At 71.7% G+C, this 24,850-nt stretch carries 22 protein-coding genes and 1 pseudogene; 10 read left to right on the top strand and 13 right to left on the bottom strand.

Annotation, left to right across the window (positions count from 1 at the left end; all coding sequences use genetic code 11):
* Window positions 1-104: 104 nt before the first annotated feature.
* The 5 genes from fabF to fasR all read right to left on the bottom strand — a co-directional run bounded on the left by fabF (window position 105) and on the right by fasR (window position 5,072).
* Complete coding sequence (fabF, locus tag ACFYOV_RS02565) at window positions 105-1,376, bottom strand: beta-ketoacyl-ACP synthase II (protein WP_389081831.1); 1,272 nt, start codon at window positions 1,374-1,376, stop codon at window positions 105-107.
* Window positions 1,377-1,482: 106 nt separating this feature from the next.
* On the bottom strand, window positions 1,483-1,731 hold the full coding sequence (locus ACFYOV_RS02560) for an acyl carrier protein (protein WP_004931691.1): 249 nt from the start codon (window positions 1,729-1,731) through the stop codon (window positions 1,483-1,485).
* Window positions 1,732-1,833: 102 nt separating this feature from the next.
* Complete coding sequence (locus tag ACFYOV_RS02555) at window positions 1,834-2,835, bottom strand: ketoacyl-ACP synthase III (protein ID WP_389081827.1); 1,002 nt, start codon at window positions 2,833-2,835, stop codon at window positions 1,834-1,836.
* 21 nt (window positions 2,836-2,856) lie between these two features.
* On the bottom strand, window positions 2,857-3,777 hold the full coding sequence (locus ACFYOV_RS02550) for an ACP S-malonyltransferase (protein WP_389081825.1): 921 nt from the start codon (window positions 3,775-3,777) through the stop codon (window positions 2,857-2,859).
* An 89-nt stretch (window positions 3,778-3,866) separates the two neighbouring features.
* A complete protein-coding gene (gene fasR, locus ACFYOV_RS02545) occupies window positions 3,867-5,072 on the bottom strand; it encodes a fatty acid biosynthesis transcriptional regulator FasR (RefSeq protein WP_389081823.1) in 1,206 nt (401 codons plus the stop codon).
* A gap of 336 nt (window positions 5,073-5,408) precedes the next feature.
* On the opposite strand from fasR, the gene ACFYOV_RS02540 reads away from it, so the two are divergent.
* Window positions 5,409-6,101: a pirin family protein gene (locus ACFYOV_RS02540; protein ID WP_389082437.1), complete on the top strand. Its 693-nt coding sequence runs from the start codon at window positions 5,409-5,411 to the stop codon at window positions 6,099-6,101.
* On the opposite strand, the gene ACFYOV_RS02535 is transcribed toward ACFYOV_RS02540, so the two are convergent.
* Window positions 6,073-6,888, bottom strand: coding sequence for a serine hydrolase domain-containing protein (locus tag ACFYOV_RS02535; protein WP_389082435.1), 816 nt, complete (start codon window positions 6,886-6,888; stop codon window positions 6,073-6,075). The two genes, ACFYOV_RS02540 and ACFYOV_RS02535, sit on opposite strands and share 29 nt — an antisense overlap.
* A gap of 111 nt (window positions 6,889-6,999) precedes the next feature.
* A pseudogene (locus tag ACFYOV_RS02530) lies at window positions 7,000-7,251 on the bottom strand (GNAT family N-acetyltransferase); the annotation flags it as partial.
* A gap of 247 nt (window positions 7,252-7,498) precedes the next feature.
* On the opposite strand from ACFYOV_RS02530, the gene ACFYOV_RS02525 reads away from it, so the two are divergent.
* The gene (locus ACFYOV_RS02525; protein ID WP_389081820.1) at window positions 7,499-7,966 is read left to right on the top strand and encodes a MerR family transcriptional regulator; all 468 of its coding nucleotides are present in this window, start codon (window positions 7,499-7,501) and stop codon (window positions 7,964-7,966) included.
* Window positions 7,963-8,979, top strand: a complete 1,017-nt coding sequence (locus tag ACFYOV_RS02520) for an aldo/keto reductase (RefSeq protein WP_389081818.1) — start codon at window positions 7,963-7,965, stop codon at window positions 8,977-8,979. The genes ACFYOV_RS02525 and ACFYOV_RS02520 overlap by 4 nt, the downstream gene beginning before the upstream one ends.
* 81 nt (window positions 8,980-9,060) lie before the next feature.
* Here ACFYOV_RS02520 and ACFYOV_RS02515 read toward each other — a convergent pair whose 3' ends face one another.
* The 3 genes from ACFYOV_RS02515 to ACFYOV_RS02505 form a co-directional block, all read right to left on the bottom strand.
* Window positions 9,061-9,903, bottom strand: coding sequence for a DUF4429 domain-containing protein (locus tag ACFYOV_RS02515; protein WP_389081815.1), 843 nt, complete (start codon window positions 9,901-9,903; stop codon window positions 9,061-9,063).
* Window positions 9,904-9,969: 66 nt separating this feature from the next.
* On the bottom strand, window positions 9,970-11,187 hold the full coding sequence (locus tag ACFYOV_RS02510) for an alpha/beta hydrolase (protein WP_389081813.1): 1,218 nt from the start codon (window positions 11,185-11,187) through the stop codon (window positions 9,970-9,972).
* 92 nt (window positions 11,188-11,279) lie between these two features.
* The gene (locus ACFYOV_RS02505; RefSeq protein WP_389081810.1) at window positions 11,280-11,942 is read right to left on the bottom strand and encodes a TetR family transcriptional regulator; all 663 of its coding nucleotides are present in this window, start codon (window positions 11,940-11,942) and stop codon (window positions 11,280-11,282) included.
* A 120-nt stretch (window positions 11,943-12,062) separates the two neighbouring features.
* Here ACFYOV_RS02505 and ACFYOV_RS02500 point away from each other — a divergent pair, with 120 nt between their 5' ends.
* Window positions 12,063-13,682: an MFS transporter gene (locus tag ACFYOV_RS02500; RefSeq protein ID WP_389081808.1), complete on the top strand. Its 1,620-nt coding sequence runs from the start codon at window positions 12,063-12,065 to the stop codon at window positions 13,680-13,682.
* A 196-nt stretch (window positions 13,683-13,878) separates the two neighbouring features.
* Window positions 13,879-14,184, top strand: a complete 306-nt coding sequence (locus ACFYOV_RS02495) for a small hydrophobic protein (RefSeq protein ID WP_389081805.1) — start codon at window positions 13,879-13,881, stop codon at window positions 14,182-14,184.
* 66 nt (window positions 14,185-14,250) lie between these two features.
* Here ACFYOV_RS02495 and ACFYOV_RS02490 read toward each other — a convergent pair whose 3' ends face one another.
* On the bottom strand, window positions 14,251-14,985 hold the full coding sequence (locus tag ACFYOV_RS02490) for a potassium channel family protein (RefSeq protein ID WP_389081803.1): 735 nt from the start codon (window positions 14,983-14,985) through the stop codon (window positions 14,251-14,253).
* A 108-nt stretch (window positions 14,986-15,093) separates the two neighbouring features.
* Here ACFYOV_RS02490 and ACFYOV_RS02485 point away from each other — a divergent pair, with 108 nt between their 5' ends.
* Both ACFYOV_RS02485 and ACFYOV_RS02480 read left to right on the top strand, forming a co-directional pair.
* Window positions 15,094-18,123: a serine protease gene (locus tag ACFYOV_RS02485; protein WP_389081801.1), complete on the top strand. Its 3,030-nt coding sequence runs from the start codon at window positions 15,094-15,096 to the stop codon at window positions 18,121-18,123.
* Window positions 18,124-18,172: 49 nt separating this feature from the next.
* Window positions 18,173-18,712, top strand: a complete 540-nt coding sequence (locus ACFYOV_RS02480) for an NUDIX hydrolase (protein ID WP_389081798.1) — start codon at window positions 18,173-18,175, stop codon at window positions 18,710-18,712.
* A 25-nt stretch (window positions 18,713-18,737) separates the two neighbouring features.
* On the opposite strand, the gene ACFYOV_RS02475 is transcribed toward ACFYOV_RS02480, so the two are convergent.
* Window positions 18,738-19,946, bottom strand: a complete 1,209-nt coding sequence (locus ACFYOV_RS02475) for a hypothetical protein (protein WP_389081796.1) — start codon at window positions 19,944-19,946, stop codon at window positions 18,738-18,740.
* 141 nt (window positions 19,947-20,087) lie between these two features.
* On the opposite strand from ACFYOV_RS02475, the gene ACFYOV_RS02470 reads away from it, so the two are divergent.
* On the top strand, window positions 20,088-20,528 hold the full coding sequence (locus tag ACFYOV_RS02470; RefSeq protein WP_389081793.1) for a CU044_2847 family protein: 441 nt from the start codon (window positions 20,088-20,090) through the stop codon (window positions 20,526-20,528).
* A gap of 54 nt (window positions 20,529-20,582) precedes the next feature.
* Here ACFYOV_RS02470 and aceE read toward each other — a convergent pair whose 3' ends face one another.
* Window positions 20,583-23,315, bottom strand: a complete 2,733-nt coding sequence (gene aceE / locus ACFYOV_RS02465; RefSeq protein ID WP_389081790.1) for a pyruvate dehydrogenase (acetyl-transferring), homodimeric type — start codon at window positions 23,313-23,315, stop codon at window positions 20,583-20,585.
* Window positions 23,316-23,726: 411 nt separating this feature from the next.
* Between aceE and ACFYOV_RS02460 the strand changes: the two genes are divergently transcribed.
* Both ACFYOV_RS02460 and ACFYOV_RS02455 read left to right on the top strand, forming a co-directional pair.
* Window positions 23,727-24,164 (top strand): DUF3052 domain-containing protein, encoded by a 438-nt coding sequence (locus ACFYOV_RS02460; RefSeq protein WP_389081788.1) that lies wholly within the window; start codon window positions 23,727-23,729, stop codon window positions 24,162-24,164.
* A 162-nt stretch (window positions 24,165-24,326) separates the two neighbouring features.
* Window positions 24,327-24,785 carry a peroxiredoxin gene (locus ACFYOV_RS02455; protein WP_389081785.1) on the top strand — a complete coding sequence of 153 codons (459 nt, stop codon included), beginning with the start codon at window positions 24,327-24,329 and terminating at the stop codon, window positions 24,783-24,785.
* Window positions 24,786-24,850 lie beyond the last annotated feature (65 nt).

Here is a 24,850-nt window from a genome sequence, read left to right as displayed (position 1 = left end):
TGGGGGGGGGGGGGTTCCGTCGGTTCGGCCGGCCCGCCCCCCCCGGGGGGGGGCCCCGCCGCCCTCGCGGGCCGGCGCGCCACTCGCCGTTGCGGCGCGGAACGTCAGACCGTACGGAACGCCAGCACCACGTTGTGGCCGCCGAACCCGAACGAGTCGTTCAGCGCGGCGATCCTGCCCTCCACGGGCAGCTTGCGCGCCTCACCGCGGACCACGTCGGCGTACGCCTCGGCCTCCGGGTCCAGGTTCTCCACGTTGATGGTCGGCGGAGCCACCCGGTGGTACAGGGCCAGCACCGTCGCCACCGACTCCACACCACCGGCACCGCCGAGGAGGTGGCCGGTCATCGACTTGGTCGCGGAGACGGCCATGTGGTCGGCGTCGTCGCCGAACACCTTGCGCAGCGCCTTCAGCTCGGCGATGTCGCCGGCCGGCGTCGAGGTGGCGTGCGCGTTGACGTGCACGATCTCCGCCGGGTTCAGGTCGGTGCGGTCCAGCAGGTTCTGCAGGGCGTGCGAGATGCCGCGGCCCTCCGGCTCGGGCTGCACGATGTCGTGGCCGTCGGCGGAGATGCCCTGGCCGACCGCCTCCGCGTAGACGCGGGCGCCGCGCGCCGCGGCGTGCTCGGCGGACTCCAGGACGACGACACCGGCGCCCTCGCCGAGGACGAAGCCGTCCCGGGCGACGTCGTAGGGCCGCGAGGCGCCCTGCGGGTCGTCGTTGTTCTTGGACATCGCCATCATGTTGCCGAACGCGGCGATCGGCAGCGGGTGGATCGCCGCCTCCGTGCCGCCGGCGACGACGACGTCGGCGCGGCCGGAGCGGATCATCTCGATGGCGTAGCCGATGGCCTCCGCGCCCGAGGCGCAGGCCGAGACCGGCGTGTGCACGCCCGCGCGGGCGCCCACGGCCAGTCCGACGTTCGCCGAGGGGCCGTTGGGCATCAGCATCGGGACGGTGTGCGGGGAGACGCGGCGGACGCCCTTCTCCTTGAGCACGTCGTACTGGTCCAGCAGGGTCGTCACACCGCCGATGCCGGAGGCGATGACCGCGCCGAGCCGGTCCGGGTCGATGTTCGGGTCCTCACCGGCCTTGCCCTCGAAGCCCGCGTCGGCCCATGCCTCCTGGGCGGCGATCAGCGCGAACTGCGCCGACCGGTCCAGGCGGCGGGCTTGCGGCCGGGGGATGACCTCGGTGGGTTCCACGGCCACCGGGGCCGCGATGCGAACCGCCTGCTCGGCGGCCCACTCCTGCTCCAGGGGCTTCACACCGGAACGTCCGGCGATCAGGCCCTCCCAGGTAGAGGCTGCGTCGCCACCCAGCGGTGTGGTTGCGCCGATACCGGTGACGACCACGGTGCGATTGGTCGAGCTCACGGGAATTCTTTCTCCAACGGATTCGAGGAGGACAACCCCGCTCGGGGCGGGGACAACGGCGCCACCGCCGGGTGGCGGGGCCGGGGCTCCCGGCCTAAGCAGTCACTCAGGCCTGGTGCTTGAGGATGTAGTCGGTCGCGTCACCGACGGTCTTGAGGTTCTTGACGTCGTCGTCCGGGATCTTGACGTCGAAGCGCTCTTCGGCGGCGACGACGACCTCGACCATGGACAGCGAGTCGACGTCCAGGTCGTCGGTGAAGGACTTGTCCAGCTGGACGTCCTCAACCGGGATGCCGGCGATCTCGTTCACGATCTCCGCGAGACCGGCGACGATCTCTTCCTGAGTGGCGGCCATGGTGGCGCTCCTTCGTTGTGATTCCAGAGGGTGTGGCGCCCGCCGCTTCAGCGGCAGGTGTTGCGGTGCCCGTGCCGGACCGGATGATCCGGCACGGAGTGCCTAGGGGAGAGTAACGACCGTCGCTGCGTAGACGAGACCCGCCCCGAAGCCGATGACGAGCGCGGTGTCGCCGCTCTTCGCCTCGCCGGTCGCCAGGAGCCGCTCCATCGCGAGCGGGATCGAGGCGGCCGAGGTGTTGCCGGTGGTGCGCACGTCGCGGGCGACCTTGACGTGCTCCGGCAGCTTGAGAGTCTTCACCATCGAGTCGATGATCCGCTCGTTGGCCTGGTGAGGGATGAAGACGTCCAGGTCGTCCGAGGTGATCCCGGCCGCGTCCAGGGCCTCCTTGGCGACCTTCGCCATCTCGAACACGGCCCAGCGGAACACCGCCTGGCCCTCCTGCGTGATCGCGGGGAACCGCTCGACCGTGCCGTCGCGGTAGTCGGTCCAGGGCACCGTCTGCTTGATGGTCTGGGCCTTGTCGCCCTCCGAGCCCCACACGGTCGGACCGATGTGCGGCTCCTGCGAGGGGCCCACCACGACCGCGCCCGCGCCGTCGCCGAACAGGAAGGCCGTGGCCCGGTCCTCCAGGTCGGTCAGATCGCTCAGCCGCTCCACGCCGATGACGAGGACGTACTCCGCGGAACCCTCGACGATCATGCCCTTGGCGAGGGTCAGGCCGTAGCCGAAGCCCGCGCAACCGGCCGAGATGTCGAAGGCGGCGGCCTTGTCCGTGCCCAGCCGGTCGGCGATCTCGGTGGCGACGGCCGGGGTCTGGCTGAAGTGCGACACGGTCGAGACGACCACGGCGCCGATCCGCTCGGCGTCGATCCCGGCGTCCGCGATGGCCTTGCCGGAGGCCTCGATCGACATCGCCGCGACGGTCTCCTCCGGCGAAGCCCAGTGCCGGGTCTCGATACCGGAACGCGAGCGGATCCACTCGTCGGACGAATCGATCCTCTCGAGGATCACCTCGTTCGGCACGACCCGGGTGGGACGGTAGCCGCCCACACCGAGGATGCGCGCGTACGGGGCGCCCTTACTGGGCTTGATCTTCGCCATGCGGTCGGCTCCTTAAAGGCGTCAGGCGTGCTCGGCGACGAGCTCGCGGGCCGCGTCGAGGTCGGCGGGGGTCTTCAGCGCCAGCGTCTTGACGCCCGGCAGCGCCCGCTTGGCGAGGCCCGTCAGGGTACCGCCGGGGCAGACCTCGAGCAGGGCGGTGACACCGAGCTCCTGGAAGGTCTCCATGCACAGGTCCCAGCGCACCGGGTTCGCGACCTGGCCGACCAGGCGCTCGAGCACCTCGGCGCCGGAGGCGACCGTCGCGCCGTCCTTGTTCGAGACGTAGGTGACCTTCGGGTCGGCGGGCGTCAGGGCCTCGGCGGCCCGGGCCAGCGTGTCGACCGCGGGAGCCATGTGGTGGGTGTGGAAGGCGCCGGCGACCTTGAGCTGGACGACCCGGCGCACGCCCTCGGGCTTGTCCGCCTCCAACGCGGCGAGCTGCTCCTCGGTGCCGGCCGCGACGATCTGGCCCGCGCCGTTGATGTTCGCCGGGGTCAGGCCCAGCTTCTCCAGGTGGGCCACCGTCACCTCGGGGTCGCCGCCGAGCAGCGCCGCCATGCCGGTCTCGGTGATCGCGGCGGCATCGGCCATGGCCAGACCCCGCTTGCGGACCAGGCCGAGCGCGGCGGTGTCGTCGAGGACGCCCGCGAAGGCGGCGGCGGTGATCTCACCGACGCTGTGGCCGGCGACCGCACCGGGGGCGAGGTCCGCGATGTCACCGAGTGCCGAGGCGGACAGCAGCCCGGCCGCCACCAGGAGCGGCTGGGCGACAGCCGTGTCCCGGATCGCGTCCGCGTCGGCCCGCGTGCCGTAGTGGGCGAGGTCGAGTCCGATGGCGTCGGACCAGGCGGCGACACGGTCCGCGGCACCGGGGAGGTCGAGCCATTCAGTCAGGAAGCCGGGCGTCTGGGCGCCCTGGCCGGGAGCGACGAGTACGAGCACTCTCACACTCTCTCTTGGGTACGGGCGAAGCCGCCCGTGGGGACAGGGACGAAGAACACGGGCGGGGTTTGTGGAGCCCCGACAAAAGACTAGGGCTGAAGATCGGCATCGGCCAGACGCCCCAGGATCAGCGCGATCCGCAGGGCGAAGGCCGAGCGTACATCCGACGGCGACCAGCCGGTGACGTCAGTCACACGTCGGAGCCGGTAACGAACGGTGTTGGGGTGCACGAACAGCATCCGCGCCGCTCCCTCGAGGCTGCTCGCCTGCTCGAGATACACGCTGAGCGTCTCCAGCAGTGCGGCCCCCGCCTCCTCCAGCGGTCTGTAGATCTCCTCCACCAACTGCTCGCGGGCCGACGGATCCCCGGCGATCGCGCGCTCCGGCAGCAGGTCGTCGGCCAGCACCGGGCGCGGGGCGTCCTGCCAGGCGAAGCACGCCTTCAGGCCCGCCGCGGCGGCCTGCGCGGACCGGGTCGCGGCCAGCAGGTCCGGCACCACCGGGCCGGCCACCACGGGCCCCGGCGCGTACGGCCCGATCAGCGACCTGGCGACGCCCATGGGGTTGTCGCTGCCGCCCGCGATCACCACCAGCCGGTCGCCCAGCACCCCGGTGAGGACCTGGAGCTTGGCGTGCCGGGCGGCCCGCCGGATCGCCTCCACGGTCAGTTCCGAGTCGCCGTCGGGCGCGGTGCCCAGCACCACGCACACGTGCTCGGGCGAGTTCCACCCGAGGGCTGCGGCGCGCGAGACGGCGCCCTCGTCGGCCTCGCCGCTGAGGACGGCGTTCACCACCAGGGACTCCAGGCGGGCGTCCCAGGCACCGCGTGCCTCGGCGGCCTGCGCGTACACCTGGGCGGTGGCGAAGGCGATCTCCCGCGCGTACACGAGCAGCGCCTCGCGCAGCACGGACTCGTCGCCCGGCGCCGCCACCTCGTCGATGGCGGACTCCATGACCTCGATGGTGGTCCGCACCATCTCCACGGTCTGCCGCAGCGTGATGGCCCGCGTCAGCTCCCGCGGCGCGGTGCCGAACACGTCGGTCGAGATGGCCTGCGGGGCGTCGGGGCGCCGGAACCACTCGGTGAAGGCGGCGATGCCCGCCTGGGCGACCAGCCCGATCCAGGAACGGTTCTCCGGGGGCATGGCCCGGTACCAGGGCAGCGTCTCGTCCATCCGCGCGATGGCCTGGGCGGCGAGGCTGCCGGAGGACTTCTCCAGCCGCTTCAGCGTCGCGGCATGCGGATGGGCGGGGCGTGCTGCGGGTGCGGTCGTACTGGTTTCTGGTTCGGGCACGTGGACAAGACTGCCTTATCGGGACGGGCGGGCGTGTCGCCGGGGCTGTGCTTGATGACTCGGGCTGTGTTTGACGACTCGGGCCGTGTTCGATGGCTCGGTCGCCTTCGGGGGCGCCGTGCTCCGGTGCCGAGACGGCGGCCGTGCTCGGTGCTGCGCGCCTCCGCGCTCCCCACTCTCGGCTTCGCTCGAGCGGGAGGTGCCCCATGCCCTCTCGGCACCGGCGCGCCCCCTGCGGCTCCCCCGCGGCCGGCGCGTGGGGACGGTGGGCGTCGGTGGGCCGTTGCCGCATGCCGGTCCGGGGCGGTCGTGGGCGGGGCTACCGTGGGTCGGGTGATGGACGTACGGCGCGCTCACGAGCGCTACCAGGGCGGTGATCCGGCGGCCGGGATCGAGACGCGGCACGCGTTCTCCTTCGGGGCCCACTACGACCCGGACAACCTGCGCTTCGGCGCGGTGATCGCCTGCAACGAGGAGCACCTGGCGCCCGGCGCCGGCTTTGAGGAACATCCGCACAGCCACACCGAGATCGTGACCTGGGTGGTGGCGGGCGAGCTGACGCACCGTGACTCCACGGGCCACGAGACGACCGTCCGCCCCGGTGACGTGCAGCGTCTGAGCGCCGCGTCCGGGGTGCGGCACGTCGAGCGCAACGACGGGACCGCGCCCCTGACCTTCCTCCAGATGTGGCTGGCCCCGCTCCGGCCCGGCGGCGAACCCTCCTACGAGGTCGTGCGCGGCATCGCCGACTCCACGCCCTACGCCGTCCCGGAGGCGGGAGCGATGCTGCACGTGCGACGGCTCGCCGCGGGGGAGCGGACCGCGGTGCCGGACGCGGCGTACGTGTACGCCCACGTCGTGCGCGGCGGGGTCACCCTGGGCGGCGAGACGCTGGGCGCGGGGGACGCGGCCCGGATCACGGACGCCAGGGAGGCGGAGGCGGTCGCCGTGACCGCCGCCGAGCTGCTGCTGTGGGAGATGCGGGCGCCCGTGGAGCCCCTCAGAGCTCCGCGAGCACCGCGTCCGTGAACGGCGGCCACGCCTCGACCGCCCACGGCCCGAAGGCCCGGTCGGTGAGCGCCACGCAGGCGGCACCGGCGGCCGGGTCGATCCACAGGAACGTGCCGGACTGGCCGAAGTGGCCGAAGGTCCGCGGCGAGGACGAACCTCCCGTCCAGTGCGGTGACTTGGAGGCGCGGATCTCGAAGCCGAGGCCCCAGTCGTTGGGGTTCTGATGGCCGTAGCCCGGCAGCACGCCCTTGGTGCCCGGGTACTGCACCGTCATCGCCTCCGCGACCGTGCGCGGGTCGAGCAGCCGCGGCGCCTGGATCTCGGCGGCGAACCCGAGCAGGTCCGCGACCGTCGACACCGCGTCCTTCGCCGGTGAACCCTCCAGCGAGGTGGCCGTCATCGCCAGCGGCTCCAGCACCGCCTGCCGCAGGTATTCGGCGAACGGGATCTCCGTCGCCCGCGCGACATGGTCCCCGAGCTGCTCGAACCCGGCGTTGGAGTACAGCCGCCGCTCCCCGGGCGCCGAGGTCACCCGGTGCTCGTCGAAGGCGAGCCCCGAGGTGTGCGCCAGCAGGTGCCGGACCGTGGCGCCCTCCGGGCCGGCCGGCTCGTCCAGCTCGACCGCTCCCTCCTCGTACGCCACCAGCACCGCGTACGCCGTGAGGGGCTTGGTGACCGAGGCCAGCGGGAAGCGCTGACCCTCCGGGCCGTGGGTGCCGAGCACGGTGCCGTCCGCCCGTACGACACCCGCCGCGGCGGTGGAAACCGGCCAGTTCTCGATCAGCGCGAGGCTCTTCAGCGACATGGCGTCGAGCCTAAGCGCTGACAGGGACAGCTCCGGCAAGGGGTCCGGCCTGGGGCGGAAGCCCAGGGACGCGTACAGCGGCGCGGCCTCGGCCGACGCGGTGAGCCGGACCCGCCGCGCCCCGCGCCCGCGGAACCACTCCAGCAGGGACTCCACGCACGCCCGGGCGTAACCCCGGCGGCGGGCGTCCGGGTCGGTGGCGACGCTGAAGACATGGCCGACGGTGCCGTGCGGATCGCTCGGACCGCCGATGCGGTACTCGACGGTCCCGGCCACCAGCGCGGCCGACGCGCCCGTCCGCACGGGGTGGTCCACGACGAACGCCGCGAAGTCCCCGTCGGAGTCGGCCAGTCTGCGGCGCAGCAGCGGGAGGGACGCGACCTGCCACGCGGTGGGTGGAGCCGGTGCGGCCCATCGAGTCGAGCATCACCTGGCGCAGCCGCAGTACTTCCCGCGCGTCCTCGGGCACCGCGCGGCGCACGGGGACCGGTACGGAGGTCGGTACGGAGACCATGCCGGCACGCCAGTCGGCCGGCAGCGGGGCCGTCCTGCCGATTTCTTGCCACCCACGCTTGCTTGGAGTGCACTCAAGGGTCCTAGCGTGTGGCTCATGACGGTGACGGAGACCACGGGTACCAGGACCGACACCTGCGCCGGACCGGCACAGCGGCGCGAGGGGCGACCGGACGGCGAGGACAAGTACACGATCAGCGAGGTCGCCGCCCTCACCGGGCTCACGGCACACACACTGCGGTGGTACGAGCGCATCGGGCTGATGCCGCACATCGACCGGTCCCACACCGGCCAGCGCCGCTACAGCAACCGCGACCTCGACTGGCTCGCCCTCGTCGGCAAGCTCCGGCTGACCGGTATGCCGGTCGCCGACATGGTGCGGTACGCGGAACTGGTGCGCGAGGGCGACCACACGTACACCGAGCGCTTCGAACTGCTCAAGGCGACCCGTGAGGACGTGCTGTCCCGGATCGCCGAGCTCCAGGGCACGCTCGCCGTGCTCGACCGGAAGATCAGTTTCTACGCGGACGCCGGGCGCGCCCTGGCGTCGGAGGGGTCCCGATGACGGACGGCAGGATCACACGGGCGGCACTGGGCAGGGGCGGCCCCGAGGTGGGCGTGCAGGGCCTGGGTTGTATGGGCATGAGCTTCGCCTACGGCCCCGCGGACGCGGACGCGTCACGGGCCACCCTGGAGCGGGCACTGGAACTCGGCGTCACGCTCTACGACACGGCGGACGCGTACGGCGCGGGGGAGAACGAGCGGTTTCTCGCCCCGTTCTTCAAGGCGCACCGCGACGAGGTGGTCATCGCCACCAAGTTCGCCCTGTCCGTCCCACCGGACGACCCGACACGGCGCATCATCCGCAACGACGGACCGTACATCCGCGAGGCCGTCGAGGCGAGCCTGAGGCGTCTGGACGTCGACGTCATCGACCTCTACTACATGCACCGGCGCGATGTGAACGTGCCGATCGAGGAGAGCGTCGGCGTCATGGCCGAGCTGGTGCGCGAGGGCAAGGTCAGGCAGCTGGGACTGAGCGAGGTGACGGCCGGTGAACTGCGGGCCGCGCACGCCGTGCACCCCATCGCCGCGGTGCAGTCGGAGTGGTCGCTGTTCAGCCGGGACATCGAGGAGAAGGTGGTCCCGGCGGCGCGCGAACTGGGCGTCACCCTGGTGCCGTACTCCCCGCTCGGCCGGGGCTTCCTGACGGGTTCCTTCACCGACGCCGAACGCGAGCTGACCGCCGACGACTTCCGTCGTCAACTGCCCCGCTTCACCGGGGAGAACGCCGCGGCCAACGCCGCCCTGCTCGAACCGGTCCGCGCGGTCGCCGAGTCCCACGGTGCGTCCCCCGGGCAGATCGCCCTGGCCTGGGTCCACCAGCGGGCCACGGTCCACGACCTCCCGGTCGTCCCCATCCCGGGCACCCGCAAACCGACCCGGGTGGAGGAGAACACGGCGGCGACCCGCATCCTCCTCACGGAGGACGAACTGGCCCGACTGGAGCCGATCGCTTCGAAGGTGGCGGGCAACCGCTACGGGGACATGACGTTCACGTCCGCGAGCAGGGAGTAGCGCCGGGAGGGGAGAGAGCGCCGCCTGAAGGGCCGCTAGGTCTCCCCCTGAAGCGCCGCTACGACTCCGCCTGAAGGACGGCTACAGCTCGGCCAGCAACTCCGCCTTCTTCACGGAGAACTCCTCGTCCGTCACCAGCCCCGCCTGGTGCAGTTCCCCGAGGTGACGAATCCGCTCCGCGATGTCCGCGGGGTCGCGCCGCGATCCCGCGGACATGGCCGGCACCGGCCCGCAGGTCCGCACGGCGGCCAGCACCGCCGCCGCGAACGGCAGCGACTCGTGCACCGGCCCGTACCCCAGCCCGAACACCACCGCGGCCGGGTCCTGGTCCGGCTGCGCCGGCGCCTCCGCGTCCCGGCGCAGCAGCCGCAGATGACCCTCGAACACCTCGGGGGAGCGCCACTCGACCCCGCTCAGGTCGGCGACCGGGAAACGCTGGTCGCCCGCCTTCCACTTGGCCGACGACGCGCCCGTCCAGAACCAGCGGAACGACACCGCCGTACCGTCGAAGGCGGCCTTGCCGTCGTACGCCTTGAACTGGAGCGGCGCCTCGGGCGCGGCCACCAGGTGCCGTTCGGAAGGACCCGACTCGGTGAGGCGGGCGCGCAGTTCGTCGGCGTAGTACTCGGCGAGCATCTCGCGTTCGGCGGGCAGTACCAGGCGATAGGGGTCGCAGCTCTCCTTGAGCTGCCCGGCGGCCGCTTCCATCAGCGGATCCGCACCGGTCCGCGGCTCGGCGCGCAGCACGACGGTGCCGCGCTTCCCGGGGGTCAGGGTGACCCCCTCGAGCGCCTCCAGCGGTATGCGACGCTCCCCGAGTGCCTGGAACAGCTTGGGTGTTCGAATCCCCCGTTCGTAACGGATGAGCACGGAGTCGGACTCGAACTCCCAGGCGGCATGAAATCCGGCCAGTACGTCACCCATGCGGCTCATCGTATGCGGCACGAGCTTCATCGTCCCCTCTCCGCGCGGACCGCGGTTTCTCCGCCTCTACGCGCGTCCGGTCGCCGCCGTGCCGGACAAACCGGCCAGACAGGCGTCGTCCCCGGCCGCGCAGTGCACCGCGCGGTACGCGCCGACGCCGATCCCGGCGAAGTTCCGCAGGCTGTCCGTACCCGGTTCGAAATAGCCGCCGTGCCCCTCCGCCTCCCGCGCCGACAGCACGCGTGCGCCGAACCCGGCGGAGACCGGGTCGGCCCCGTGGCCCAGCCCGCCGACCTCCAGGTACGGCACGTCCTGCACCCAGTCGTCGGCGTCCCGCATCGCCCACACCCGCGCGGAGGTGTGCAGCTGCGAGGCCCGCTCCACCCGCATACCGGGGCTGCCGGCCACCGCGATGTCGCTCACCCGTCCGGGCAGTGAGGGGGCGGCCAGCCCACAGAGCACGGAACCGTAGCTGTGGCAGAACAGCGAGACGGGCGCCTTCCCGGGCAGCCCGTGGAGCAGCGAGTTCAGCCGTACGGCACCGTCCTCGGCGCGCATCGCCGTGGCCGCGTCCATGCCGAGCCCGCTGGGCGCGGTGTAGTCGGCCCAGGCGATCACGGCCGTACGGGTCCCGGGGGCCGCCTCGCGCTCGGCGGCGTACAGGGCCTCGGCCATGCCGGCGGGGGCCGAGTACTTGCGGTGGCTGCGCTGGAAGGTGAGCAGCCGGGTGTCGACACCGGGGACGACGACCGAGACCCGCTCGGCCCGGCGCAGGTCGCCGAGGACCTCGGCGACCCGGCCCGGCCCCGACGGGTCGAAGGCGAGGATGCGGCGGCCCGGGCGCAGCAGCGCCTCGATGCGGTCCAGCCGGCGGCTCGCCTGCTGCTGGCCGGAGGGCGTGAGGCGCTTGTCCCGGATCCGCTCCAGCTCGACCTTGCGGGCGTCCCCCAGCGCGAAGCGGTTGGCCCGGTAGCGCAGCTCGACCGGGGCGCCGTTCATGTTGCCGACGGCGAGCGGATAGCGGCGGGCGAGACTCACGCGCTGCCCCTCGGTGAGGGAGGCGAAGAACCGGGCCAGCCGGGTGGACGCCGACCGCGGATCGGGCAGCGGGCGCCCGCCGAGGGTGCCGTGCTCCCAGGCGCTCAGCGAGGCCTCGAGCGGAGCCGGGCCCCGCTGGTTGCGCAGCGCCGTCCAGCCGGTGGTCGCCAGCATCACGAAGACCACGACGAGCGCGAGCAGGGCACGCGAGACGTTCAGGTGCGGGGGGGTGTCGAAGGAAGTCACTGAAAGGACACACTAGGAGAACGAGAGGGTCTCGCGTGAATCAAGTGATGGGGATCACGTTTCGGTGCGCCGTTTCGGGGAGTGGCCGCGCGTCAGTTCTCCCGCCAGTCTCCCGCCAGCGCCGGTCCCACCAGGTCGAGGTGGGTCCCCACCAGGTCGCGCAGCGCCGTGAGGGTCGTGTCGTCCCCGGTGGACCACATCCGCTCCGTCACCCGGATCACCCCACCGAAGGCGGCGACCAGGATCCGCGGCCGGGGGTCGGCGTCCACGTCGAGGCCCTCGCGCTCGGCGACGATCCGGGCCAGCTCCTCCTCCAGTTCCGTGGCGCGCCGCAGATGGGCGGCGAGCAGCGCGGGCGTCGACTCGATCATCCGGTAGACCCGCATGTGCAGCTCCAGCGGGACGAGCTGCTCGACCGACTCGTTGATGGTCTCCCAGCTCTCCAGCACGGCCCGGCGCAGCGCCTCCAGCGGGGGCTCGCCGGGCGGGCGCGCCCGCACCGCCCCGATCACCTGCGACTCCGCGAGCCTCGGCACGAAGAACGCCGCGTCCTCCTTGCTGGCGAAGTAGCGGAAGAAGGTGCGCTGGGACACGTCCACGGCCGCGGCGATGTCGTCGACGGTCGTCCCCTCGTACCCCCGGGTGACGAACAGCTCCAGGGCGGCCCGCAGCAGCGCGTCCCGGGTGCGCCGCTTCTTGCGTTCCCGCAGACCCGGCCGCGGCGCCGCCCGGTCGGCGTCGACCGTCGTCTCCATGTGGCCTCCTCGAGCCTTCCTCCAGCTCAGGCTATAGGGCAGTACCCCCGGACCTCATGTCAGTGACCGACTTCTGAATTCGTTTGTCAAGTGTCAGCGGCTGTCACTAACCTCGAACACATGACTGGTCAGACCACCATCGACACGACGGGCCCGGGCGACGAGGCCGCCGCGGCCACGGCGGGCCCGGTACCGGGCAGGGGCCTGCGCGGCCACCCCTGGTTCACCCTCGTCACCGTTGCCGTAGGGGTCATGATGGTGGCCCTCGACGGCACCATCGTGGCCATCGCCAACCCGGCCATCGGTGACGACCTGAAGGCCAGCCTGGCCGAGCTCCAGTGGATCACCAACGCCTACTTCCTCGCCCTCGCGGTCTCCCTGATCACCGCGGGCAAGCTGGGCGACCGCTTCGGCCACCGGCAGACGTTCCTCATCGGCGTGGTCGGCTTCGCCGCCGCCTCCGGTGCCATCGGCCTGTCCGGCAGCATCGGGCTGGTGGTCACCTTCCGCGTCTTCCAGGGCCTGTTCGGCGCGCTGCTGATGCCGGCCGCGCTCGGCCTGCTGCGCGCGACCTTCCCGGCCGAGAAACTCAACATGGCGATCGGCATCTGGGGCATGGTCATCGGCGCCTCCACGGCGGGCGGCCCGATCCTCGGCGGTGTCCTGGTCGAGCACGTCAACTGGCAGTCGGTGTTCTTCATCAACGTGCCGGTCGGTGTCCTCGCCGTCGTCCTCGGCGTGTGGATCCTGCTCGACCACCGCGCGGAGAACGCCCCGCGCTCCTTCGACGTGCCCGGCATCGCGCTGCTGTCCGGGGCGATGTTCTGCCTGGTCTGGGCCCTCATCAAAGCCCCAGAGTGGGGCTGGGGCGACATCTGGACCTGGGGGTTCGTCCTCGTCTCGTTCGCCGGCTTCGCCGTCTTCGCCCTGTGGGAGACGAAGGTCAAGGAGCCGCTGATCCCGCTCGGGCTCTTCCGTTCCGTCCCGCTGTCCGCGGGTGTGGCGCTCATGGTGCTCATGGCCATCGCCTTCATGGGCGGCCTGTTCTTCGTCACCTTCTACCTCCAGAACGTGCACGGCATGAGCCCGATCGACGCCGGTCTGCACCTGCTCCCGCTCACCGGCATGATGATCGTCGGCTCGCCGCTGGCGGGCATCATGATCACCAAGTTCGGGCCCCGGGTTCCGCTGGCCGGCGGCATGGTGCTCACCGCGGTCGCCATGTACGGCATGTCCACGCTGGAGACGGACACCGGCAGCGGTGTCATGTCGCTCTGGTTCGCCGTGCTGGGCCTCGGCCTCGCGCCCGTCATGGTCGGCGCCACCGAGGTCATCGTGGGCAACGCGCCGATGGAGCTGTCCGGTGTGGCCGGAGGTCTCCAGCAGGCCGCGATGCAGATCGGCGGCAGCCTCGGCACGGCCGTGCTCGGCGCCGTGATGGCCTCCAAGGTCGACAGCGACCTCGAGGGCAACTGGAAGGAGGCCGGTCTGCCGCCGCTCACCCCGGAACAGCTCGGCAAGGCCTCCGAGGCCGTCCAGGTCGGTGTGCCCCCGGTGCCCGAGGGCACGCCCGGGGCGATCGCCGCGAAGATCACCGATGTCGCCCACGACACCTTCATCTCCGGCATGAGCCTGGCGTCCCTGGTGGCCGCCGGTGTCGCCGCGGTGGCGGTGCTGGTCGCCTTCCTCACCAAGCGCGGCGAGAACGCCGAGGCCGGTGCCGGCGTCGGCCACATCTGACGGGCCGCCACGTCCGCCCGCCCCGGCCCGGATCCGCTCGTCGAGGCGAACCGCCGGTGCGCTGCCGCAGAGGCAGCGCACCGGCGGCGCAGGGCCACGGCCGCCGTGTGGGCGTGAATTCACCGCCGAAGCGGGGGTACCCGCCATCACGAGGAACCCCGAGCACCCCCAACCAACCAAGGGGTTCAGGGAGTTGATGATGGCGAGCTTTGGACACGGTACGCGCAGGCACCCCCGCTCACGTGGCCGGACGTGGTCACGGACCGGGCCGGATCGCGCGACACTCGGGATCATCGGAGTCATCTGCGCGGTCGCCGGATTCTTCGTACTGGGGATCGTTCTCGGACCCGCGGCGATCGTCTGCGGCTGGCTCGCCATGGGCCGCACCTGGGCGGGCTCCCGCCCGGTCACGGCCGTGGTCGCCCTCGTCCTGGGCGCCATCGACACGCTCCTGGCCGTCATCTGGCTGGCCGGGGCGACCCCGGGCTACGGCATGATGTGACCCGGGGAACCAGCGGTCACGGGCCCCCGGCCGGCGGTCCCACCGGGGGCCCGCCCCTGGGCGCCGTCACGGCTCCGCGGTCGCCTTCAGCGCCGCCACCTCGGCCCGCAGCGCCCGTACCTCCTCGGTGAGCAGCTCGATCGCCTCGGTCTGCCGCCGTTCCTCGAGGTCGTCCTTCTCGAACCGCGCGATGAACCACGCGGCGATGTTCGCGGTCACCACACCCAGCAGCGCGATCCCGGCCAGCATCAGCCCCACCGCCAGCACCCGCCCCAGGCCGGTCGTCGGCGCGTGGTCCCCGTAGCCCACGGTCGTCATGGTGGTGAACGACCACCACACGGCGTCGCCCAGGTTCCGGATGTTCCCGTCCGGCGAGTCCCTCTCCACGGAGAGCACGGCGAGCGACCCGAACATCATCAGCCCGACCACGCATCCGGCGACGTACGTGGTGAGCCGGATCTGCGACGCCATGCGCGCCCGCTGCCCGACGAGCAGCAGCGTCGACACCAGCCGCAGCAGCCGAAGCGGCTGGATCAGCGGCAGGAGCACCGCACACAGGTCCAGCCAGTGGGCGCGGACGAACTCCAGCCTCCGCTCGGCGAGCGCGACCCGGACACCGTAGTCCAGCGCGAACGCCCCCCACACCATCCACTCGACCGCGGCGCAGGCGGCCACGACGTCCTCGCCCGCGTCGGGCCGCACGATCGGCACGGCGTAGGCAACGGCGAAGGCCACGGCCAGACCGAGGAGGGGCCGCTGCGTCTGCTGTTCCCACCGTATGCGGGCCGGCTGCTCTTTCATGGCCGCAATGGTAGGAAGACTGCCGGGGGTGGCCGCGCACGGGCGGTGTGCGGGCACGGGATACTGTGCGCCGGAGTGCCGCCAGGACACGCGAAGCGGGGGAGCAGGGTGCTGACGGACCGGTCCGGACGAACGGACGAGACCACAGTGCGGGAACTGCTGGCCCTGACCGCACGGCACGTGGTGCGCCTCCACTCCGGCTCGTCCTTCCTGGGTACCGGTTTCCTGGTCTCGGCCGACACCGTGGTGACGTGCGCCCACGTCGTCCGGGGCCGTGCGGGCGCACCGCTCGGGGTCATCGCGGAGGACGTGGAACTGACCGCCGTCGTCGTCCGGGCGGAACCCGAAGATCCCGGAGAGGAGCCCGTGCACGCCTTCCCCGACCTCGCGGAGTTACGGCTCTGCGAACCGCTCCGGCACGAGGGTGTGTGGCTCGACGAGAAGCCGCCGGCCCCCGGCGAGTACGTCGCCGTTTCCGGCTTCAGCGGACGCACCCTGGAATCCGGGATCCAGCCCGACAGCCTGCATCTGCGGGTGGTGGGTCCGAGCGGGCGGTTCGTGCGACTCCAGGACGACCAGGTCGTCCAGGGGCTGAGTGGCAGCCCCGTCCTCAGTCTCCGCACGGGCAGGATCTGCGGAGTCCTCAAGGCCTCCCGGAGCGAGAAGGCGGTGCTCGGAGGCTGGCTCGTCCCCGTCGATGCCGTGGAGCTGTGCTCGCCCGGGCTCCTCGGGCGCAACGCCGCAGCGCACCGGCCGGGGACCGGGTGGTACGACCTGGTGCGCGGCTGGCGCGCACTGCGGTCCGCTCTCTTCGGCGAGGTCCGCGACGGCGGGAACACGCGGACGACGCCGGCGCAGATGCTCGCCCATGGAGCGATGCCTTTCGTGGACCGGCCCGAGCTCGCCCATCTGCAGGCCTGGTGCCTGGAAGCACCGGACTTCCTGCTGCGGCTCCTGCACGCCCCGGGCGGTTCCGGCAAGACCAGGCTCGCGGCGGAGTTGTGCCGTCGGCTCGACGAGCACGGGTGGCTCGCGGGCTTCGTGGAACGCGACGCCTTCCGCGACCCTGTGCGTCGGGCCCGGTGGCTGGACGACCTGACGTCGGCCCTCGACGCCGGATACTCCGTCCTGGCGGTGTTCGACTACGCACAGGCCCGCCAGGACGACATCTGTGACCTGCTGGCACACGTGCGCCGCCGGGCGGGCGGGAGCAGCCTGCGGGTCCTGCTGCTCGCACGGTCCGCGGAGCCGCTGTGGCAGACGCTCCGTGAGCAGCTGGAGGACCTCGACATCGAGGACTGGGCCCTGGGCGGGGCGAGTGTGCACCGGCTGGCGAGCCGACTCGGCGGCACGGAGCCCGGAGCGCTCGCCGCCCGGGCGTTCGACGAGTTCTCCCGTCGACTCGACTGCTCGTGGCTGCCGGTGCCGGCCGAACTGGAGGAACGCGCCCGTGCCCAGAGGACCGTGCTCGGGGTGCTGGCGTGCGCCCTGGACGCGGTCCTCACCCTGAAGCAGGGAGACACCTGGGCGGAGGGCGACGACCCGTTGGTGCGCGTCTGCCGGCACGAGACGCGCGGATGGCACACCACCCTCACGGACCGCGTCGGCGCCCACGGCCCCCTCTCCGGCCGTACCGGTCCGCTCCTGTCGCAGGGACTGCTGCTCGTGCCCACACTGGCGCGCGGCCGGACCGGACCGGAGCTGACGACGCTGCTGCGCAGGACGCATGAGGCGGGGTTCCCCGGCCAGGCGCCGCTCAACTGGACGGCGGTGCACACCTGCCTGCGGATGCTCTACCCCGCGGAACCCGACGGCGTCGCCCCGCTGGAACCGGACCGGATCGGAGAGATCCTGATCCGCCGGGTGCTCAGCGAGCCGGAGAGTTCCGGCGGGGACGGCGGGCGGGCGTACGTCTCGGCGGTGCTCGAGGTCTCCGGGCTGCCCGGGGCACGGCGGACGGACGCCGTGCTGGAGACGCTGGACGCCCTGGCCAGGGCGCGCGGCTGCACGGCCACGGGCCGCCTCGCGGACCACCCGGCGCACGCCGTTCTCGACCGGGTGCTCGGCGAGGTGCTCGCGGGGGACCCCGCGCTCCTGCCCGCTTTCGCCACCGTGGGCGGCAGGGTGCCGCACGCCGAACCTCTGGCCGAGGTGATGCGGCCGGTCGCGGAGAGCTGTGACCTCGACATCCTCCTGCGCACCGAGAAGTGCCTGCCCGGCCACCCGGGTGGACTCTCCGTGATCGGGGCACTGGTCCTCGGGCGGCTGCTCGCCGGTCCCGACGCGAACGACGGTGAGGACCACCTGCTGACACGGCTTCGCCGGCTGGTCCGCTACAGCCGGCGCCTGGAGGAGACGGCACGCCAGGCAGAGGCTCTCGACGCGGCGTACGAGGCGGTCCTGCTCAGCCGTGACCTGGTCCGCCGGTCGGAGCGCCACGAGCGCGACTACGCCGCCGCGCTCGTCAACCTGAGCCTGATGCGCCGCCGGACGGGAGAAACCGACGCGGCCCTGGAACTGGCCGCCGAAGCGGTCGTCCTCAACCGAAGGCTCCTGGAGCGCGCCGGCGCCCACGACCGACAGCGCCTACTGGACACCGCGGCGGCCCTGAGCACACTGGCGCTGCTGCGGCTCGACGACCACCAGTACAACGGTGCCGCGGCCGACGCCGCCGAGGGGGTCATCCGCTGCGAGGAGGCCGGTGCGAGCCCACGACAGCAGGACGTCCTGCTGCTGTGCCTCGAGGTCCTGGCCCAGTGCCGCCACCGCACCGGCCGGATCGAGCCCGGGCTCGCGGCGTCCCGTCAGGCGGTGGACCTGGTGAGGAATCTCGCCGAACGGCAGCCCGCGCGCTACCTCGCCCGGTTGCCGGACGTCCTGCAGCGCCACGGACTGGGACTCGCCGGAGCGGGCCGCAGCGAGGAGGCGTACCTCGCCCTGCGCGAAGCGGCCCGGCGCCGCGCGCTGCTGGTACGGCACCATCCCGCCGGACTGCAGGAGCAGCGCCGTGTGCTGACCGTTCTCGTCCGACTCAGCGAAGAGTTGGACGAAATGAGCCACGAAAGATCATCCTGGGTGCAGATGCTGTCCGCCGTGGACAGCTCCGAGGCATCCTGGGAGCGTCATGCCGATCAGTGACGGACCGTCCGTTCCGGCCTGTCCCCCACCGATCAGGCGCAGCCGGGCCGTGGAGGTCTTCCGGAACCGGTTCGGCACGCTCTACAACGACGACGTCGTCTCACCGGGCGGCTCGCCGGGGCAGTACCTGCGGTGGAAGTGGTCCCAGGAGGGGGTCGTCGTCGTGCCGACGGGCCCGGGCGGCTGGGCCTTCGTCCCCGCCTTCCGGTACCCCGTGGGGAAGGTCTCCCTCGAATTCCCCCGGGGAGGCTGTGAGGCGGGCGAGGACCCGCGGATCGCGGCGGTGCGGGAACTGGAGGAGGAGATGGGATACGGCTGCACCGAATCCTCGCTCCGGCCGCTGGGCGTGCTGCACGCCGACACGGGGCTGATCGAGTCGGGCATCCATGTCTTCATCGCCGAGGTGGAACGGACCGCGGCCGTGGCGGCACGGCCCGAGACCATGGAGTCCCTCACCGATCCGGTGTGGGTCCCGCACGACCAGGTGCACCGGTGGCTCCGCTCCGGCCGGATCACCTGTGCGGTCACCCTGGCGGCGCTCGCCCTGGCCCTCGCGCAGGACGGGGGCGGGGGCCAGGTCGGCCGCTGACGGACCGGCCCGGGGCCGCGTCCGGTCAGCCGACCGGTGCTCCGAGGACGGTCCGGCGCAGCAGTGCCCGAGGGTTCCCCGCGTCGCCGTCGGGGTCGTAGCCGTAGGTGTCCGGGAGCCCGCGTTCGGCGAAGTGCACGTCGAGGTAGCCGTCCTCCTCGTCCTCCGGGGGGATGTCGAAGCCGACGCCGAGCGTCCCCGTCAGCATGTCCTCGCTCACCTGCAAGCGCATGAGGTTGCGCTGCCGGCCGAGGACCGCCCAGGCGCTCTCGTCCGTGTCGCGGAAGGTCCGCTCGAACGCTGCCTGGATCCACCCGCTGAACTCCTCCACCGCGTCCTGGAGGAGTCCCAGGTCCGGCTCCGCCCCGCTCCGGAGGACGGACAGCTCCTGCACCAGGGCGGTCCGGGACGGCTGCTCGGTGGCCTCCAGGAGCACGTCGACGGGCAGGCGGCCGAGGAGGAACGGGTCGAGCATGTGGGCGGGCAGTGCGATCCGCTCCGCCAGGAGCCGGCGCGAGGCGGGGGCCGTGAGGGTGGTTCCACCGCGAGGTGCGGCCGTGGCGGCGCCCAGGGCGGTCGGCAGGGCCCGACGGTAGGCCTCTCCCGCGGCGCGGTCGATGGCGTCCAGCACCAGGACGATCTCGGTGGGTGTGCCGTGCGCGTCTCGGGGATACTCCGCCTCCCATTCGCGCAACGACTTGTAGTAGAGCGGTTCCTGCCCGCGGATCCACTCCCGTGACTCCTCAAGAACCCGGCGGGTGGTGCCCTCCGCGCGTGCGAGGTGCTCCTCCAGCAGGGACAGCAGCACGGACTTGAAAGCCCCGCTGACCGCTCCGAAGCTGTAGGGCACGGCATACCGCCGTGTCCGGCGGTCCATCTCCTCCGCGTAGGCGAGCCCGGGAACGTGCTCCACGTCCCGTGACTTCTGCGAGTCCCTCACCTCACGCAGGGTCATGCCCTCGCGCACGGCCACGCGGATGCGGCCGTTGTCGAGGAGGACGCCCAGGTCGGCCCGTACGGACGTCGCGGACGCCTCGGGAGGGTGGACCAGAGCACGGAACAAGGGGGTGTTGAGGCACTGGGCGTCCCCGATCAGCAGTTCGTCGGAGAAGAGGACGTGGAACAGCACACGGGCGCGCAGGTCCTCGGCGCTGGCGATGGGGGACTGCCGGTGGATCTCGACGTCGGAGAGGTAGACCTTCTCCAGTACCGGCACAGATGTCGCTTCGGCCATGGTCCCCGCCCCCTCGTCGCAGCCCAACTCGCTTGATTCTAGGGAGAAAACGCACTGCGCGTCTGCCGTCTTGGGGCATGCTGGGAACCCGTAAATGATCAGTAGGGAGCCGGTGCGTCGCGCCGGGAGGGAGAGACGCGGATGTCCGACCTGGTCCAGGCGGTCCTGTCCGACGGCGCCGCCGTGTGGGTACGTGTCGATGACGACGAAGACGGACCCAGGGACACGGGATTCGGCCAGTCGGTTGCCCGACGGCTGGAGGATCTGCCCGGGACGCTGGAGGCGGTCACCCGGAGCGTGCGGGAGGGACTTCGGGCAGCCGCACCCGACGAGGTGTCGCTCGAGTTCGGCATCGAAGTCGTCGGCAAGAGCGGGAAGCTGGTCAGCGTGCTGACGGACCTGGGCGCCAAGGCCACCCTGAAGGTGAGCGTCACATGGCGCCGGGACGAACCGGAACGCACGGCCCTCGGGCCCGCCGGGCCGGAGGGAGCCGCCCCGGACGACGAGGCCGCGCCGCCGCGTCAGGGGGACGACGGCCGGAGCGGCGCCGACGCAGCGGAATCACCGGACGACGGCGCCTGAGCGCGGACGGTGCGGGGGGCGGGCCGCCCGCCCCCCCCCGCACCCCGTGGACCGCTACGCGTCGCCGCCCGCCACCCCCGGATCGGCCGCCGCCACGTCGAGGAGCTGGTAGCGGTCGATGGCCTGCTTCAGGACCGAGCGGTCGACCTTGCCCTCCCGGGCCAGCTCGGTCAGCACCGCCACCACGATCGACTGCGCGTCGATGTGGAAGAACCGGCGTGCCGCGCCGCGGGTGTCCGCGAAGCCGAAGCCGTCGGCGCCGAGCGACTGGTAGGTCCCCGGCACCCAGCGCGCGATCTGGTCCGGCACCGAGCGCATCCAGTCGGACACGGCCACCACCGGGCCCTGCGCCCCGGCCAGCTTCCGCGTCACGTACGGCACGCGCTGCTCCTCCTCCGGGTGCAGCAGGTTGTGCTCCTCGCAGGCCACGGCCTCGCGCCGCAGTTCGTTCCAGGAGGTCGCCGACCAGACGTCGGCCTTCACGTTCCACTCCTCGGCGAGGATCTTCTGCGCCTCGATCGCCCACGGCAGGGCGACGCCGGAGGCCATGACCTGCGCGGGGATCGAGCCCGCGGTGCCCTCGGCGAAGCGGTACAGGCCCTTGAGGATGCCCTCGACGTCCACGTTCTCCGGCTCGGCCGGGTGCTGGATGGGCTCGTTGTAGACGGTCAGGTAGTAGAAGACGTCCTCGCTGTCCGGCCCGTACATCCGGCGCAGGCCGTCCTTAACGATGTGCGCGATCTCGAAGCCGAAGGCCGGGTCGTAGGCGACACAGCCGGGGTTCGTGGACGCCAGCAGCTGGGAGTGGCCGTCCGCGTGTTGGAGACCCTCACCGGTCAGCGTCGTGCGGCCCGCGGTCGCGCCCAGGACGAAACCGCGCGCCAGCTGGTCGGCCATCTGCCAGAACTGGTCGCCCGTGCGCTGGAAACCGAACATCGAGTAGAAGACGTACACCGGGATGAGGGGCTCGCCGTGCGTGGCGTACGCCGAGCCGGCGGCGATCAGCGAGGCCGTGCAGCCGGCCTCGGAGATGCCGTCGTGCAGCATCTGCCCGTTCGGCGCCTCCTTGTAGGCGAGCAGGAGGTCCCGGTCCACGGCCTCGTACTGCTGGCCGAGCGGGTTGTAGATCTTCGCGCTCGGGAAGAACGAGTCCATGCCGAAGGTGCGGTACTCGTCCGGCGCGATCAGCACGAACCGCTTGCCGAGCTCCTTGTCCCGCATGAGGTCCTTCAGGAGCCGCACGAAGGCCATGGTCGTCGCGATGGACTGCTGGCCGGAGCCCTTCTTCACGGTCGCGTACGTCTTGTCGTCCGGCAGGGCCAGCGGCTCGGACCGCACCACGCGCGTCGGCACGTAACCGCCGAGCGACCTGCGGCGGTCGTGCATGTACTGGATCTCCTCGGAGTCCCGGCCGGGGTGGTAGTACGGCGGCAGGCCGGACTCCAGGTCCTTGTCGGAGATCGGCAGGTGGAGGCGGTCCCGGAAGCGCTTGAGGTCGTCGACCGTCAGCTTCTTCATCTGGTGCGTGGCGTTGCGGCCCTCGAAGTTCGGGCCCAGCGTCCAGCCCTTGACCGTCTTGGCGAGGATCACCGTCGGCTGGCCCTTGTGCTCGACCGCCGCCTTGTACGCCGCGTAGATCTTGCGGTGGTCGTGGCCGCCGCGGCCCAGCATGAGGATCTGGTGGTCGGTCATGCCGTCGACCATCGCGCGCAGCCGGTGGTCGTCGCCGAAGAAGTGGTCGCGGATGTAGGCGCCGGTCTCGGTGGCGTAGGTCTGGAACTGGCCGTCCGGCGTGGTGTTCATCTTGTTGACCAGGACGCCGTCCCGGTCCTGGGCGAGCAGCGGGTCCCAGGAGCGGTCCCAGATCAGCTTGATCACGTTCCACCCGGCGCCGCGGAAGACCGACTCCAGCTCCTGGATGATCTTGCCGTTGCCGCGCACCGGGCCGTCGAGCCGCTGGAGGTTGCAGTTGACGACGAAGGTCAGGTTGTCCAGGCCCTCGCGGGCGGCGAGGGTGAGCTGACCGAGCGACTCCGGCTCGTCCATCTCGCCGTCGCCGAGGAAGGCCCACACGTGCGACGCGGAGGTGTCGGCGATCCCGCGCGCGTGCATGTAGCGGTTCATCCGCGCCTGGTAGATCGCGCCGATCGGGCCGAGGCCCATCGACACGGTCGGGAACTCCCAGAAGTCCGGCATCGACCGCGGGTGCGGATACGACGACAGGGCGTACGGCGCCTTGGACTTCTCCTGCCGGAAGCCGTCCAGGTGCCGCTCGGAGAGGCGGTCCAGGAGGAACGCGCGGGCGTAGATGCCCGGTGAGGCGTGCCCCTGGAAGAAGACCTGGTCGCCGCCGTCGCCCTCGTCCTTGCCGCGGAAGAAGTGGTTGAAGCCCACGTCGTACAGCGACGCCGAGGAGGCGAACGTGGCGATGTGCCCGCCGACCCCGATGCCGGGCCGCTGCGCGCGGGAGACCATCACCGCGGCGTTCCAGCGGGTGGCGTTGAGGATCCGGCGCTCGATCTCCTCGTTGCCCGGGAAGAACGGTTCGGCGCGGGTGGGGATCGTGTTGACGTAGTCCGTGCTGCGCATCTCGGGCACGGCCACACGCTTCTCGCGGGCCCGCTCGATCAGCCGCAGCATCAGGTAGCGGGCCCGCTCCCGGCCGCGCTCGTCGACGGCGGCGTCGAGGGAGTCGAGCCACTCCTGGGTTTCCTCGGGATCGAAGTCAGGAACCTGACTCGGAAGGCCGCCAATGATGATCGGGTTGCGATCGGATGCGGAAGCCACGCTGTTCCTTAACTGTCAGAGGGCCGTGAGGGGCCGCGGTTTCACTGAATGGCCGGGTATGCGCCGCTCCCCATGGTCTACCTCGGCGCCGCAAACGTCATCTCTACCGAGCGGTAACCCGATCGGCGCAGCGCATCACGGGACACCTCGCACCGTGGGGTGATGTCGTTCGACTCCCGTACCCGCAGACGGTTCCCGAAGACCCAAAGAGGGCAGAAGGGAGTGGTGTATGTCACCAAAGGTCGGGATGGTGTGCCTGGAGTTGCGGTGAAGCGGCCAGGATCGTCACCGTTTCGGCGGTCTGAACGGCCGGGTACTTGCGCGATCCGTCCCGCACGTGTGGACTACGGCCAATGCTTCGCGCACGCGCGTGGCTGAGTTATTTCCAAAGACATGATCAGGAGGCAACCCGTGAGCGCGACCGCGGACCACGCGGAGGAGCGGACGAACCCTGCCGCCAGGCTGGGGTTCCAGCCCGGGCAGGTGGTCCAGGAGATCGGCTACGACGACGACGTCGACCAGGACCTCCGCGAGGCCATCGAGGGAGCCATCGAGGGCGACCTCATGGACGAGGACTACGACGACGTGGCCGACGCCGTTGTGCTGTGGTTCCGTGACGACGACGGCGACCTTACGGATGCGCTGGTGGATGCCACCACGTACATCGAGGAGGGCGGCGCGATCCTGCTCCTGACGCCGAAGACCGGCCGGGCGGGATACGTGGAGCCGAGCGACATCTCGGAAGCCGCGACGACGGCGGGTCTCACCGCGTCCAAGAGCGTCAGCGTCGGCAAGGACTGGAGCGGCAGCCGGCTGGCCACGCCGAAGTCCGCCAAGGCCAAGAGGTAGATCGGGCCACACGGCGCCGCACGGCGCCCGGCAGGGCCCTGCCCTCGCCCCCCGGAGCCGCACCAGGACGGGCTGACCGCGTCAGCCCGTCCGTCGGCGTGTCGTGCACCCTGCGTAGGGTGTTCTCGCGAACCGAACACCTCCGAAGGGACGAACACGACGATGGCGATCCAGGTCGGCGAGAAGGCCCCCGACTTCGAGCTCAAGGACAACCACGGCGCGACCGTGCGGCTGTCCGACTTCCGCGGTTCCAAGAACGTGGTGCTGCTCTTCTACCCGTTCGCGTTCACCGGTGTGTGCACCGGCGAGCTGTGCGAGCTGCGCGACAACCTGCCGCAGTTCTCCGACCGCGACACCCAGCTGCTCGCCGTGTCCAACGACTCCATCCACACCCTGCGCGTCTTCGCCGAGCAGGAGGGCCTGGAGTACCCCCTGCTGTCGGACTTCTGGCCGCACGGCAACGTCTCGCGCGCCTACGGCGTCTTCGACGAGGGCAAGGGGTGCGCCGTGCGCGGCACCTTCGTCATCGACAAGGAGGGCGTCGTGCGGTGGACCGTCGTCAACGGCCTGCCGGACGCGCGTGACCTGAACGAGTACATCAAGGCGCTCGACACGCTGTGATCCGGCCCGACACCCTGTGATTCTTCGCCCCGCGGGCCTGCGGGTCCCGGGAACCCGTCACTAGG

This window comes from Streptomyces sp. NPDC005931 (genome assembly GCF_042871235.1).
Taxonomy (GTDB): Bacteria; Actinomycetota; Actinomycetes; order Streptomycetales; family Streptomycetaceae; genus Streptomyces.
This window is presented reverse-complemented; position numbering and strand designations above follow the sequence as displayed.